The 12851-nt window shown below is 73.6% G+C and carries 12 protein-coding genes; 4 read left to right on the top strand and 8 right to left on the bottom strand.

Translation table 11 applies throughout. The annotated features are described in order from the left end of the window. Positions 1–2: 2 nt before the first annotated feature. The 3 genes from AC1RSJ_RS02635 to AC1RSJ_RS02645 are packed head-to-tail and all read right to left on the bottom strand — an operon-like array spanning position 3 to position 3237. Positions 3–920, bottom strand: a complete 918-nt coding sequence (locus AC1RSJ_RS02635) for a carbohydrate ABC transporter permease (RefSeq protein WP_493116771.1) — start codon at positions 918–920, stop codon at positions 3–5. Further along, positions 917–1840 (bottom strand): carbohydrate ABC transporter permease, encoded by a 924-nt coding sequence (locus AC1RSJ_RS02640; RefSeq protein ID WP_493116772.1) that lies wholly within the window; start codon positions 1838–1840, stop codon positions 917–919. The genes AC1RSJ_RS02635 and AC1RSJ_RS02640 overlap by 4 nt, the downstream gene beginning before the upstream one ends. After that, positions 1837–3237, bottom strand: coding sequence for an ABC transporter substrate-binding protein (locus AC1RSJ_RS02645; protein WP_493116773.1), 1401 nt, complete (start codon positions 3235–3237; stop codon positions 1837–1839). The genes AC1RSJ_RS02640 and AC1RSJ_RS02645 overlap by 4 nt, the downstream gene beginning before the upstream one ends. Positions 3238–3600: 363 nt before the next feature. On the opposite strand from AC1RSJ_RS02645, the gene AC1RSJ_RS02650 reads away from it, so the two are divergent. The 3 genes from AC1RSJ_RS02650 (at position 3601) to AC1RSJ_RS02660 (ending at position 6792) form a co-directional block, all read left to right on the top strand. Next, positions 3601–4614 carry an alcohol dehydrogenase catalytic domain-containing protein gene (locus AC1RSJ_RS02650; RefSeq protein WP_493116774.1) on the top strand — a complete coding sequence of 338 codons (1014 nt, stop codon included), beginning with the start codon at positions 3601–3603 and terminating at the stop codon, positions 4612–4614. Further along, entirely contained in the window at positions 4611–5651 is a 1041-nt protein-coding gene (locus AC1RSJ_RS02655; RefSeq protein ID WP_493116775.1) for a Gfo/Idh/MocA family protein, read from the top strand. Before AC1RSJ_RS02650 ends, AC1RSJ_RS02655 begins: the two co-directional genes overlap by 4 nt. Before the next feature lie 91 nt (positions 5652–5742). Continuing rightward, on the top strand, positions 5743–6792 hold the full coding sequence (locus AC1RSJ_RS02660; protein WP_493116776.1) for a LacI family DNA-binding transcriptional regulator: 1050 nt from the start codon (positions 5743–5745) through the stop codon (positions 6790–6792). Positions 6793–6915: 123 nt separating this feature from the next. Here AC1RSJ_RS02660 and AC1RSJ_RS02665 read toward each other — a convergent pair whose 3' ends face one another. The 3 genes from AC1RSJ_RS02665 to AC1RSJ_RS02675 are packed head-to-tail and all read right to left on the bottom strand — an operon-like array spanning position 6916 to position 9520. Next, positions 6916–7977, bottom strand: a complete 1062-nt coding sequence (locus AC1RSJ_RS02665; protein ID WP_493116777.1) for an alcohol dehydrogenase catalytic domain-containing protein — start codon at positions 7975–7977, stop codon at positions 6916–6918. A 14-nt stretch (positions 7978–7991) separates the two neighbouring features. Then, positions 7992–8750, bottom strand: a complete 759-nt coding sequence (locus AC1RSJ_RS02670; RefSeq protein WP_493116778.1) for an SDR family oxidoreductase — start codon at positions 8748–8750, stop codon at positions 7992–7994. After that, positions 8747–9520, bottom strand: a complete 774-nt coding sequence (locus tag AC1RSJ_RS02675) for a FadR/GntR family transcriptional regulator (RefSeq protein ID WP_493116779.1) — start codon at positions 9518–9520, stop codon at positions 8747–8749. Before AC1RSJ_RS02675 ends, AC1RSJ_RS02670 begins: the two co-directional genes overlap by 4 nt. 60 nt (positions 9521–9580) lie before the next feature. On the opposite strand from AC1RSJ_RS02675, the gene dgoD reads away from it, so the two are divergent. Next, positions 9581–10729, top strand: a complete 1149-nt coding sequence (gene dgoD, locus AC1RSJ_RS02680) for a galactonate dehydratase (RefSeq protein WP_493116780.1) — start codon at positions 9581–9583, stop codon at positions 10727–10729. A gap of 73 nt (positions 10730–10802) precedes the next feature. Here the strand turns inward: dgoD and AC1RSJ_RS02685 are convergent, their stop codons facing one another. Continuing rightward, on the bottom strand, positions 10803–11705 hold the full coding sequence (locus AC1RSJ_RS02685; RefSeq protein WP_493116781.1) for an SMP-30/gluconolactonase/LRE family protein: 903 nt from the start codon (positions 11703–11705) through the stop codon (positions 10803–10805). Next, positions 11702–12793 carry a Gfo/Idh/MocA family protein gene (locus AC1RSJ_RS02690; RefSeq protein WP_493116782.1) on the bottom strand — a complete coding sequence of 364 codons (1092 nt, stop codon included), beginning with the start codon at positions 12791–12793 and terminating at the stop codon, positions 11702–11704. The genes AC1RSJ_RS02685 and AC1RSJ_RS02690 overlap by 4 nt, the downstream gene beginning before the upstream one ends. Positions 12794–12851: the final 58 nt, after the last annotated feature.

A 12851-nucleotide genomic window follows, 5' to 3' on the forward strand; every position in this document is an offset into this window, starting at 1 on the left:
TCTCAGTCCTTGATGCCGGACATCGTGATGCCCTGGATGAACGTCTTCTGCGCGAAGAAGAAGAGCACGATGACCGGGATGAGGATCAGCGTCGAGATCGCCATCAGGGGTCCGGTCGCGGTGTCGCCCTGGGCGCCCTGGAAGAACGTGAGGCCGAGCGAGAGCGTGTAGGTGCGGGTGTCGCCGAGGTAGAGCAGCGGCCCGAGCAAATCGGACCACGACGCCAGGAACTGGAACAGCGCGACGGCCGCCAGCGCCGGCTTGCACAGCGGCAGGATCACGGTGAAGAAGATCCGCAGCTCGCCGGCGCCGTCGACGCGCGCCGCGTCGCTCAGCGCGTCCGGGATGCCGAGGAAGAACTGGCGCATGAGGAAGATGAAGAACGGGATGCCGAAGAACGTCGGCACGATGAGCGGCAGGTAGGTGCCGGTCCAGCCGATCGACCGGTAGGCCGTGAACAGCGGCACCATCGTCACGTAGAACGGCACCATCATCGTCGCGATGAGGATCGTGAAGATGCCGTTGCGCCAGGGCCAGCGGATGCGCGACACCCCGTAGCCGACCATGGCCGACGAGAGCACGGCGCCGAGCATCGACGGCACGCAGATGAGCAGCGTGTTGAACAGGTACAGCCCGAACGGGAACGCCTGCAGCCCGTAGACGAAGTTGCCGATCGTGATCGTGTCCGGGAACCAGTTCACCGGGAAGGCGCCGATGTCGGCCTGGGTCTTGAACGACCCGGTGACCATCCAGACCAGCGGCAGCAGGAACACGATGCTCATCACGATGAGCAGGGCGTGCTTGCCGAGCGCCTGCGCGAGGCGCGGCCAGGTCATCCGCCGGTGCGTCGGCACCTTGCGGGCCGGCACCGCGGGCGGTGTCGCGGTGATGGGCGTTGCCGGATTCGTGACGGCGCTCATCGCGAGCTCCCTCCGTAGTAGACGCGGCGTCCCATCACGACGTAGGTGGCGATGGAGATGATCGCGATGATGACGAAGAGCAGCCAGCCGATCGCCGACGCGTAGCCGAGCTTGTAGTTGTAGAACGCGGACTGGTACAGGTACACGCCCGAGACGAGCGTCGAGCCGGCCGGGGCGCCCGCGCCGCCGGTGAGCACGAAGGCCTGCGTGAAGTACTGGAAGCCGCCGATGAGGCCGGTGATGGTGGCGAACAGCAGCTGCGGGCTGATGAACGGCACCGTCACGCTGCGGAACCGCTGCCAGGCGCCGGCGCCGTCGAGGGAGGCCTGCTCGAGCAGGTCCTGCGGCACGCCCTGGAGCCCCGCCAGCAGGATCACCATGAGGTTGCCGACGCCCCAGAGGCCGAACAGGATGAGCGCCGGCTTCGACCACGCGGGGTCGCTGAGCCAGCCGGGCCCCTCGATGCCGAACCAGCCGAGGATGTCGTTGAGCACGCCGTACTGCGGGTTGAGCACGTAGGCCCACACCACCGCGGACGCGACGATCGGCACGATCGACGGGATGTAGAAGATGGTGCGGTAGATCGCCAGCCCCTTCACCCGGAGGTTGAGCAGCAGGGCGAGCGCGAGGGCCACGGCGATGCCCGCCGGCACCGAGATCACGGTCAGCAGCAGGGTGTTGCCGAGCGACAGCCACCACTGCTCGTCGGCCATGAGCTTCGCGTAGTTGTCCCAGCCGACGAACTTCGACGGCCCGCCGAGCAGGCTCGCGGTCGTGAAGCTGTTGATCGCCGAGGTGACGATCGGCCAGCCGGTGAAGAGCACCAGCCCGATGATCGCGGGGGAGCAGAAGAACAGGCCCCAGAGGAACGTGCTGCGCTGGCGGCGGGTCCTGGGGATCCAGTGGGTCAGGGTGCTCACGGGTGGTCCTTCCGGAACTGGTCCCATTCGGCGTTCGTGATGTCGGCGACCTTCTTCAGCGCCTCCTTGGCGGTGATCTGCCCGAAGACGGCCTGGCCCACGTAGATGTCGAGCTGCTGCGCGTAGGTGCTCGCGACCGGGATCGTCGGGCGCACGTTCTTGCACTCGAGCAGCACGTCGCGGTAGATCGCGGTCTTCGGATCCGCGCCGAGCTGCTCCAGCGCCGGCGACGTCGCGTAGCCGGGGATCGCGGTCTGCTTGTCGTAGTTCGCGAGCGTGCCGTCATCCGTGGCCGAGCAGAACCGGATGAAGTCCCACGCGGCGTCGGGGCTCTTCGCCTCCGACGGGATGAACGCGCTCCAGCCGCCGAGCCAGCTCGCGCCGCCCGGCTGGCCCATGCCCTCCGCGTACGGGAAGAGCGCGGAGCCGAGCTCGACGTCCTTCGCGTTCGCGTAGACGTTGATCGCGTCGAGGCCGGTCATCGGCATCATGCCGACGTTGCCGCTCGCGATGACGGGCAGCGTCTGCGCCGGCGAGCTGACCGCGACGTTGCCGGCGCCGCCGACCTTCTTCGCGAAGTCGACCATCCACTGCAGCCCCGCGACGACGTTCGGGTCGTCCGGCGTGACGGTCTCGTTGTCGTCGCTGACGAACGTGCCGCCGAACGCGAACCCGAGCGTGTACATCGAGTTCGCGTAGCCGTAGTAGCTCCAGGGGATCGTGCCGATCCGGGTGATGCGGCGCCCGCTCTTGGTGAAGATCGCGTCGTGCGCCCGCTCGAGGTCGTCGATGGTCGTCGGCGCCGCCTCCGGGTCGAGGCCGGCCTCGGCGAACAGCGTCTTGTTCCAGAACAGCGGGAAGTTCGGGTCGACCATGCCGGGCATCGTGTAGACCGAGCCGGTCGCCGACATCTGCTTCCAGACGGCGGGCACGAAGTCGTCCTCGACGAGGTCGTCGCTCGTGAGGTAGTCGTCGAGATTGCGCATGACGCCGAGCCCGACGAGCTGCGGATGGGTCTCCGGCGTCACGAACGCGACGTCCGGCGGGGTGCCGGCCGCGATCGCGGTGAGCAGGCGCACCTGCGTGTCCGCGGACTGCGGCGCGTAGGTGACCTTGACGCCGGTGTGGCTCTGCGACTTCTCGTAGAGCTCGGCGAGCGAGCACCAGGCGTTGCCGGCGAGGCCGCCCCAGACCGAGTACATCTCGATCGTGCGCTCGCGTCCGGGCGCCGCCTCCCTGCTGAGCTGGAGGCCCTTCTGCTCGTCGGGCAGCACGCCGCCGTCGATGACCTTGCAGCCCGCGAGTCCGAGTCCGACGCCGCTGAGGGCGATCGAGGAGAGGAATGCGCGGCGGGAGAGGTCGCCGGGTGCCGGGCGGGTCCGGGGGATGCGCGTCACAAGTCGCTCCGTCCGTGATCGTCGTCGATTCGGTGCGGAGGTGAATCGTTTCACCCCGCGTGCTGGTGAGGATACGACGGATGCGCCGGGTTTATCAAGCGATTGGATGAAACGGATCACGGGTCGGGGTTCCCGTCGCCCCCGGTGGATGATCGCCGCGCGATCTCTCAAGTCGAGCCGGATATCCCGCCGGGTTCCCGAGACGACGCGGCAGTCGCACCGTCAGCCGGGTCGGTATCCGCGGCGAGTTGCTACGTAGCAATCGGTGGTGCAGGATCAGAGCGGCACGACGACGTGCCCGGCGCCGGCGCCGCCATCCCGCTTCGCGACCGGCCGCCGCATCCCACGCCCCAGGAGGCAGCCATGGCCGTCCGCACCGCATCCGCACCCGCGTTCGTCGGCGGCGGACGGATCGAGTTCCGCGCCCGCGACTACCCGGACCCCGGGCCGGGCGAGCTGCTGCTCCGCGTCGAGGCGAACGCCGTCTGCGGCAGCGACCGGCACCAGTACGAGCACGGCTCCGAGGTCGTGCCGGGGCACGAGGCTGCGGGCACCGTCATCGCAGCCGGCGACGGCACGACCGTGCCGGTCGGGGCGCGCGGCGCCGTGTACCTCATGGACTTCTGCGGCGAGTGCCGCAGCTGCCGGGCCGGCGCCACGAACCAGTGCACAGCGAAGCGCGCCGACATGGGCTTCAGCCACGACGGCGGCTACGGGCCGTTCGAGGTCGTGCACGAGTCGAGCTTCTTCGCCGTGACCGACGACATCGAGATCGGCAACGCCACGATGCTGCTCGACGTGATGGGCACCTCGAGCCACGCGCTGTCGCGGGCGCGGCTGGTGCGGCAGGACATCGAGAGCGTCTACATCGCGGGCGCCGGCCCGATCGGCCTCGGCCTCGCGCTCGCCTGCCGGCTGCGGCTCGGGCCGGACGTGCCGGTGCACATCAGCGACGTGTCCGCCTGGCGGCTCGACGTCGCCGCCGGCTTCGGCGCGGAGCCGGTGCTCGCGACGGATGCGGCGGCGCTCGCGCGCATCGAGGCGGATGCCGCCTTCGATGCGACCGGTCGCGAGGTCGCCCGCCGCGCGGCCCTCGACCTGCTCGGACGCCGCGGCGTGCTCGTCTGCGTCGGCCACGGCGAGTCGGTCACGCTCGACGTGTCGCGCGATCTCATCGCGCCCGAGCACGCGGTGCTCGGCAGCGAGTACTTCCGGTTCGACGAGTTCGCCGAGAACCTCGAGCTGCTCCGCGCGAACCAGGAGCTCGTCGGCCGCGTCATCACGCACCGCTTCCCGGTCGCGCGGATCGGGGAGGCGTTCGAGCGCTTCCTGTCGGGGGAGTCCGGCAAGGTCGTCGTCACCCAGGACGCGTCGTGAGCGCGGTCGAGGGCGCGGGCAGCGGTGCGGCCGCCGGCGTCGAGTCCGGCATCCGCCCGCTCCGCGTCGCGGTGGTCGGCGCGGGCGGCTGGGGCGAGCAGCACACCCGGGTCTTCTCGGAGCGGCAGGACACCGAGCTCGTCGCCGTCGTCGGGCGCACGACGGAGCGCACCGCGGCCCGGGCCGCGCGCTACGGCGCCGAGCCGTACACGGACGTCGACCGCATGCTGGCCGAGCAGCGCCCGGACCTCGTCACGGTCAGCCTCCCGAACGAGGAGCACTTCGCTCCGACGCTCCACCTCATCGAGGCGGGCGTGCCGCTCCTGCTCGAGAAGCCGCTCGTCTTCGACCTCGACGAGGCCGACCGGCTGATCGCGGAGGCGGAGGCGCGCGGGCTGTTCGTCGGCATCGACTTCAACCACCGCTACGCGGAGCCCGTCGTGCGGGCGAAGGCGGCCATCGAGGCGGGCGAGCTCGGCGATCCGGTGCTCGCGACCTGGCGCTTCGGCGGCGAGGGGCTCGGCGCCGGCTCGCCGCACGCGAACCTCATCGAGACGCAGTGCCACGGCTTCGACATGCTCGAGCACCTCGTCGGGCCGATCGCGTCGGTGGCGGCGCAGATGCGGCGCCGCGCGGACGGCGAGCTGTCGACCCTCGCGATCGCGCTCGAGTTCGCGGACGGCGCCGTCGGATCGCTGGTCGGCAGCTACGACGCGTCGTACGCCCACCAGGACACGCAGCTGGTCGAGGTGCTCGGCACGGCCGGACGCGCACGGATCTCCGACACGGTGCGCGAGCTGGAGCTCGCGCGGCACGGCGACCCGGTCGCCTCGGTCTGGCGCGCCGGCTACTTCGATGACGAGTCGCGATCGTTCGCGCGCACGTTCGACCGGCACGTCGATGCGGTGCTCGCCGCGCTGCGCGCCGGATCGCCGCCGCCGGTGCCCGCGACCGCGGGGCGTCGCGCGCTGCGGCTCGCGCTCGCCTCCGTCGAGTCGTGGGAGACCGGCCGCCGGGTCGAGGTTCCCGCGGGCTGAGCCCGCGCCGACCCGCCGGAGCGGCGCGGCGTCCCTAGGATCGAGGGCAGTCGGAGGCGAGCAGAGACGGGAGGCCGCGGTGGCGGTGAGCATGACCGACGTCGCGCGGCACGCCGGCGTCTCGCAGCGCACCGTGTCGAACGTCGTCAACAACGCCGCGAACGTGGCGCCGGCGACGCGCGCCCGGGTGGAGGCGAGCCTCGCCGCCCTCGGCTACCGGCCGAACGTCGCCGCCCGGCAGCTGCGCACGGGCCGCACCGGCACGGTGACGCTCGCGATCCCCGGCCTCGACGAGCGCTACTTCGCCGACCTCGCGGACGCCGTCATCCGCCGCGCGCGCTCGCTCGGCATCCGCGTGCTCGTCGAGACGACGCAGGGAACGCGGGAGGCCGAGCTCGCGCTCATCGACGGCCGCTCCGGCGTGCTCACCGACGGCCTCATCATGAGCGCGGTGGGCATCCGGCCCGGCGACGAGCGGACGCCGACGGCCGGGCATCCGATCGTGCTGGTCGGCGACCGCGAGACGCGCGGCTGGCTCGACCACGTCGGCATCCCGAACCGGCGTGCCGCCCGCGCCGCGGTCGAGCACCTCGTCTCGCTCGGCCGGACGCGGATCGCGCTGCTCGGCGGCGTCGCCGGGCAGGCGGAGTCGAGCGGGCGCCTCCGGCACCGCGGGTGGGTCGAGGGACTCGAGCGCGCCGGGCTCGCCGCATCGGACGACCTCATGATCGAGGCGGACTGGACCCGGGCCGGCGGCGAGGCGGCGGCGGAGCGGATGCTCGCCGCGCGCGCCTCCGGCGACTCGGCAGCGCCGCTGCCGGACGGCGTGTTCGCGATGAACGACTCGGTGGCGCTCGGCTTCCTGCGCGGGCTCGCCCGGGGCGGCGTTCGCGTGCCCGACGAGGTCGCGGTGATCGGGTTCGACGACATCGAGGAGTCGACCTGGGCGAACCCGTCGCTGTCGAGCGTCTCGCCGTCGCTCGACGCCGTCGCCGAGATCGCGCTCGACCTGCTCGCCGAGCAGGCGGCCGCGGGGGTGTCGGCGCCCGGCGCCGACCGGCCGGCGCACCAGCAGCACGTCGACTTCACGCTGCGGCTCCGCGAGAGCACGGTCGGGCGCGGTGAGCGCGCGGCGGAGTAGGCGCCACATCCAGGGCTGAGCAGGCCGTCCCCCCCCTCGACTGCCGCGTCGTCTTCGAGATGACGGGGTATATCCGGGCCGGGTTGAGAGACCGCGCGGCGATCATCCGGATGGACCCCGACCTCACCCGCCGAAGTCCAGCAGCACCTTGCTCGAGACCCGGGGGTCGGCGGCCAGCGCGAACGCCTCCTCCGCCCGCGACACCGGGAGCACGTGGCTGATCGCCGGCTCGACGACGAGCGAGCCGTCGGCGATCGCGGCGACCACCTCCGCGGGCTCGTGCCCGAACCGGCTCGAGCCGGTCACGACGATCTCGCGCGTGACCACGCGCTGGAGCGGCGCCTCGACCGACGGCGGCAGCTGGCCGACGGCGATGACGAGCCCGCCGTCGGCGACCACACGGAGCGCCGAGGCGATCCCGGGTGCCGTGCCGGACGACTCCACGACGATCTCGGGCGGTGCGGCGGCGAGCGCGCCCGCGGCCTCCGACGCGAGCACGGACGCCTCCGCCCCCATCGCGCCGGCGACCTCGAGCGCGCGCGGCGCGAGGTCGATCGCCGTGATCGAGGCCGCGCCCGCACGGCGCAGCGCGGCCACGACGAGCAGCCCGATCGGCCCGGCGCCGACGACCGCGACGCGCGCCCCCGCGAGCGGACGTCCCACGGCGGCCGCGCGGCCGACCGCGTGCCAGGCGACCGTCGCCGGCTCGACGAGCGCGGCGGTGCGCAGGTCGAGGTCGCCGAGCGGGATCAGCCGGTGCGAGGCCACCGCCATCCGCTCGGCGAACGCGCCCTCGGTGTGCGGGTCGCGCGCCGCGCTGCCGAGATAGCGGAGGTCGCGGCAGAGCTGCGGACGGCCGTCGGCGCAGTAGGCGCAGCGTCCGCAGAAGACGGCCGGATGCACGAACACCGGCGTGCCCGCGACCGGTCCCGAGCCGTCCGCGGCCGCCGTCTCGACCACTCCCGACACCTCGTGGCCGAGGACCATCGGCCGCCGGAGGACGCTCTCCCCGACCCGGCCCTCCGCGACGTAGTGCAGGTCGGAGCCGCAGATGCCGCCGAAGCGGAGCCGCACGACCGCGTCGCCGGAGCCCGGATCGGGCAGCTCGACGCGCTCCCAGACGAGCCGGCCGGGCGCGGGGGCGTCGCCCCCGACGGGATGGATTCGCAGCGCTGCGGTGATCACGGGTCCTCCCGGACTCAGATGACGGCCGTGATGCCGCCGTCGACGTAGAGCACCTGCCCGTTCACGAAGCGGGCGGCGTCGGACGCGAGGAACAGCACGGGGCCGGCGACGTCGTCCGCGTCGCCCCAGCGCCGGGCGGGCGTGCGCCCGGTGATCCACGCGCTGAACTCCGGATCGGCGACGAGCGTGTCGTTGAGCTCGGTCGCGATGTAGCCGGGCGCGACGCCGTTGACGCGGAGGCCGTGCGGCGCCCACTCGGCGCACATCGTGCGGGTCAGCGCGGCGAGGCCGGCCTTCGCGGCCGCGTAGGGCGCCGTGGTCGGCCGCGAGATCGCGGTCTGCAGCGAGCACACGTTGACGATGGCGCCGCGGCCGCGGGGCAGCATCCGCTTCGCGACCGCGCGGCCGACGAGGAACGCGCCGGTGAGGTCGGCGTCGACCACCGCGCGCCAGGTCTCCGCGGGCATCTCGACCAGCGGCGCTCGGCGCTGCAGGCCGGCGTTGTTGACGAGCACGTCGATCGGGCCCGCCTCGTCCTCCGTGCGCGCCACCGCCCGCTCGACGGAACCCTCGTCGACGACGTCGAACGCCTCGGCGCGCAGCCGGCCGGGCGGCAGTCCGAGCTCGGCCTCAAGCGCGTCGCGGGCGGCGTCGAGCCGGGTGCGATCGCGCGCGGTCATCACGACCGTGTCGCCCTGGGCGGCGAGCGCGCGGGCGACGGCGAACCCGATGCCGCGGGAGGCTCCGGTGACGAGGGCGATGCGGTCGGTCATCGGGTGGCTCCTGTCGGGGTGGTCGGGATGGTCGGGATGGCGGGGGCGGCGCTCGTCGGATCCGCACGGAACGCCTCCGCGCGCGCCTCGCGCACGAGGGCGGTGCTCTCGGCGGCGGCACGCGCGGGATCCCGGTCGGCGATCGCCCGGGCCAGCGCGCGGTGCCGGGCGAGCGACGCGGTCGTCGCCGGCGTGAAGAGCGGCGGCCCGGCCGCGTACCGGGTCGAGATCGTCGCCTCGATGGTGTGCAGCAGCTGGGTCAGCACCGGGTTCGCGGACGCCGCGACGAGCACCCGGTGGAAGCGCTCGTCCGCGTCCGCGAAGGCCGCAGTCGACCCGGCGGCCGCGGCGGCGTCGAGGTCGTCGCACGCGGCGGCGAGCTCCGCGGCCTGCGCGTCGTCGGCGCGGGCGGCCGCGAGCTCGGCGGCGGCCGGCTCCACGGCCTCCCGCAGCACGAGCAGGTCGGCGAGCTGGGCGGCGGCGTCCGGGCCCGCGGCGCGCCAGGCGATGACGTCCGGATCGAGCAGGTTCCAGCCGGCCGGATCCGCGACGAGCGTGCCCCGCCGGCGGCGGGCGTCGATGAGGCCGCGGGCCTCGAGCGCGCGGAATGCCTCGCGCACGATGGTGCGCGACACCGAGAAGCGGGCGCCGATCTCATCGGGTGCGAGCAGGGCGCCCGGTGCGAGGCGCCCGGCGGCGATGTCGGCGCCGAGCTCCGCGACGACGCGGCGCTGCAGCCCGGCCGGCGCGGCGGCTGTCGGGGTGGTCATCGGCGGCACCTCCTGCTATCAATTCATAGTACTTATTCGTTCGCAGGTCGAGGAGGACGCATGCGGATCACGGAGATCGAGACGTTCCGGGTGGCGCCCCGCTGGGTGCTCGTCAAGGTGTCGACCGACGCGGGCATCGACGGCTGGGGCGAGGCGAGCCTGGAGGGCCACTCCGACTCGGTGTCGGCGGCCGTCGGAGCGCTCGCCGAGCAGCTCGTCGGCGCCGACCCGCGCCGCATCGAGGACGCCTGGCAGCGCTCCACCCGCGGCGGGTTCTACCGCGGCGGGCCGGTGCTCGCCTCCGCCGTCGCCGGCGTCGACCAGGCGCTCTGGGACATCGCGGGCAAGCACCTGGGCGTGCCGGTGCACGAGCTGCTCGGCGGCGCCGTGCGCGACCGCGTGCGCATCTACGGCTGGATCGGAGGCGACTCGCCCGACGACGTCGCGGCCGCGGCGGCCGCCCAGCGCGCGGCGGGACTGACCGCCGTGAAGATGAACGCCTCCGCCCAGCTCGGGCACCTGCCGACGCAGGCGGAGGACGAGGAGATCGTCGAGCGGGCACGCCTCGTGCGCGAGGCGCTGGGCCCCGACAACGACTTCGCGATCGACTTCCACGGGCGGGTGTCCGCCCCGGCGGCGCGGCGGCTGCTGCCGCAGCTCGAGCCCCATCATCCGCTGTTCGTCGAGGAGCCGGTGCTCGCCGAGAACAACCACGCGACGCTCGCGCGGCTCATCTCCGGCAGCTCGGTGCCGATCGCCACCGGCGAGCGGCTGTACTCGAGGTGGGACGTGCTGCCGGTGCTCGAGGCCGGCGTCGCCGTGCTGCAGCCGGACCTGTCGCATGCCGGCGGCATCTCCGAGGTGCGGCGGATCGCGGCGCTCGCCGAGACGTTCGACGTCGCCATCGCCCCGCACTGCCCGCTCGGCCCCGTCGCGCTCGCCGCCTGCCTGCAGGTCGACTTCGCGATCCCGAACCTGCTCATCCAGGAGCAGTCGCTGGGCATCCACTACAACACGACCGCCGAGCTGCTCGACTACGTCGTCGACCCGTCGGTGTTCGCATTCGTGGACGGGCACATCGAGCGGCTCACCGGTCCGGGACTCGGCGTCGAGATCGACGAGGAGGCCGTGCGCGAGTCCGCCAGGACCTTCACCGGGTGGAGGACGCCGATCTGGGACCACGCGGACGGTTCGTTCGCCGAGTGGTGAGTGATGGCCGGCGTCGCCCGCCCCGCCCCCGCTCCGGCTTCGCGGATCCGGGTGCGACGGGATGGTGTGGCGGTCAGCCGCGGTAGACGTCCGCCGGGCGGCCGACCGCGCCGAGCTCGGCGACGTCGACCCGGTAGATGTAGCCCGCGCCGGGGTTCGCGGCCGAGTCGGCCGACGTGTAGTCCTCCTGCGAGGTCGTGATGAGCAGCGTGGTCAGATCCGGGCCGGCGAACACGCAGCTCGACACCTTCGGCGCGTCGACGTGCACGACCGCCAGCAGCTCGCCCTCCGGCGAGTAGCGGTGCACGGCCGCCGCGTTCCACATCGCGACCCAGAGCGTGCCCGCGCGGTCGATCGTCATCCCGTCCGGCGACCCCGCGTCCTCGGGGATGTGCACGGCGACGCCGTCGTCGATCAGCGCCCCGCCCCCGCCGACGAGGAAGCGGCGCACCTCGAGCGTCGGGGTGTCGATGTAGTGCATGACGCGACCCGTCGGGTCCCAGACGAGGCCGTTCGAGGTCGAGACGCCCTCGAGCGCGGTGGTCACCCGCCCGCGCTCGACGACGTGGAGGAAGCCGGCGAACGGCTCCCTCGACACGGTGGTGGTGCCGATCCAGAACCGGCCGAGCGGATCGGCCTTGCCGTCGTTCATGCGGAGCGGCACGGCGCCGTCCGGCGGCAGCGCGGCGATCTCGCTGCGGCTCCCGTCCGGGCGCTGGTGCCAGGCTGAGCTGCCGGCGGACACCGCCCAGCCGCCCGCCGAGTGCGGCACCACCGCGCCGGTCGGTCCGTCGAACTGCCAGGTCTCGACCGGCTCGAGCTCGTCGTCGTGCTCGGATCCGTCGGCCGCGACCGCGCCCACCCGCACGACGCCGAGGTACTGGTCGACCCAGTAGAGGCGGCCGTCCTGCCACATCGGACCCTCGGCGTGGTCCGAGCGGAAGGGTCCCGCCCGGTGCGCGGTCAGCTCGATCATGCGCGCCCTCCTTCCGTGTCTGCGCCGATCGCGACGCCGCCGACGCGCACGGGCGCGCCGCCCCGCTCGAGCGAGACGACGGCCGCGAGCACGACCCGGGCGTCCTCGATCGCGTCGTCCACGCCGACCCGCGGTGCACCGCCCGAGCGGATCGCGGCCGCCCAGTCGTCGAGGATCGTCGCGTGGCTGTCGTAGTAGCCCTCCGGCGCCGAGAGGGCACGCGGCGCCCCGGTTCGCGGGATCAGCACGGCGGAGCCGGTCGGCGCGTCGTAGGACACCCCGATCTCGATCCGCCCCTCGGTGCCGAACACGACGGCCTCCGCCTCGACGGCGTCCGCCAGCGCGCCGTCGGCGGGCGCGCCCCAGCAGTAGAGCGACTGCGCGGCGATCCCGCTCGCCAGCCCGAGCTGCAGGGCGACGGTGTCCGCCCCCGGGGCCGCGGCGGCGCGGCCGGTGGAGGCGACGGCCGCGACGGTGTCGATCTCGCCGGCGACCGCGCGGATCAGGCTCGTGTGATGCGTGCCCTGGTCCCAGAGCACGCCGGACTCCGCACCACCGCCCTGCCGCCAGCCGGAGGCCGCCCAGTCGCCGTCGAGCGTGTAGACGCGCGTCGTCCGCACCGCGAGCGGCACGCCCAGGTCGCCGCGCGTCACCGCCTCGGCGGCCGCGCGCACCGCGAGCAGGTGCGGGTAGTTCTCGGCGACCGCGACGACGAGGCCGCGCTCGGCGGCCCGGCGCGCAGCCGAGCGGATGGCGGCGAGGTCGTCCGCGTCGATCGCGACCGGCTTCTCGACGAGCACGTGCAGGCCGAGCTGGAGCGCCTCGAGCACGGCGGCGCGGTGGGCGCCGTGGGGGAGGCGCAGGTCGGCCGCCTCGACGCCGGCGTCGCGCACGGCGTCCGCCAGCGAGGTGCACGCGCGGGCGTCGAGCGGACCCCCGAGCGCGGCCGCGCGGTCGGCGTCCCGGTCGACGACGGCCGCGTACGCCACGCCGAGCCCCGGTCGCGGCGCGATGTCGCGGGCGATGATCGAGCCCATCGCGCCGGCGCCGATCAGCGCGGTGCGCAGGGGTGCTGTCGAGACCGTCACAGGTGCACTCCCTCGTGGTCGACCGGCGACCTCCATCATGGTCGCAGCGTCAGGCTAT

It is taken from the genome of Schumannella sp. GW821-FHT10F01, assembly GCF_058809295.1.

Bases quoted from the DNA above. Each gene is read 5' to 3' on its own strand.
- AC1RSJ_RS02675 (WP_493116779.1), bottom strand. From the start codon at position 9,520: ATGACCACCCCGACAGCCGCCGCGCCGGCCGGGCTGCAGCGCCGCGTC.
- dgoD (WP_493116780.1), top strand. From the start codon at position 9,581: ATGCGGATCACGGAGATCGAGACGTTCCGGGTGGCGCCCCGCTGGGTG.
- AC1RSJ_RS02685 (WP_493116781.1), bottom strand. From the start codon at position 11,705: ATGATCGAGCTGACCGCGCACCGGGCGGGACCCTTCCGCTCGGACCAC.
- AC1RSJ_RS02660 (WP_493116776.1), top strand. From the start codon at position 5,743: ATGACCGACGTCGCGCGGCACGCCGGCGTCTCGCAGCGCACCGTGTCG.
- AC1RSJ_RS02635 (WP_493116771.1), bottom strand. From the start codon at position 920: ATGAGCGCCGTCACGAATCCGGCAACGCCCATCACCGCGACACCGCCC.
- AC1RSJ_RS02650 (WP_493116774.1), top strand. From the start codon at position 3,601: ATGGCCGTCCGCACCGCATCCGCACCCGCGTTCGTCGGCGGCGGACGG.
- AC1RSJ_RS02670 (WP_493116778.1), bottom strand. From the start codon at position 8,750: ATGACCGACCGCATCGCCCTCGTCACCGGAGCCTCCCGCGGCATCGGG.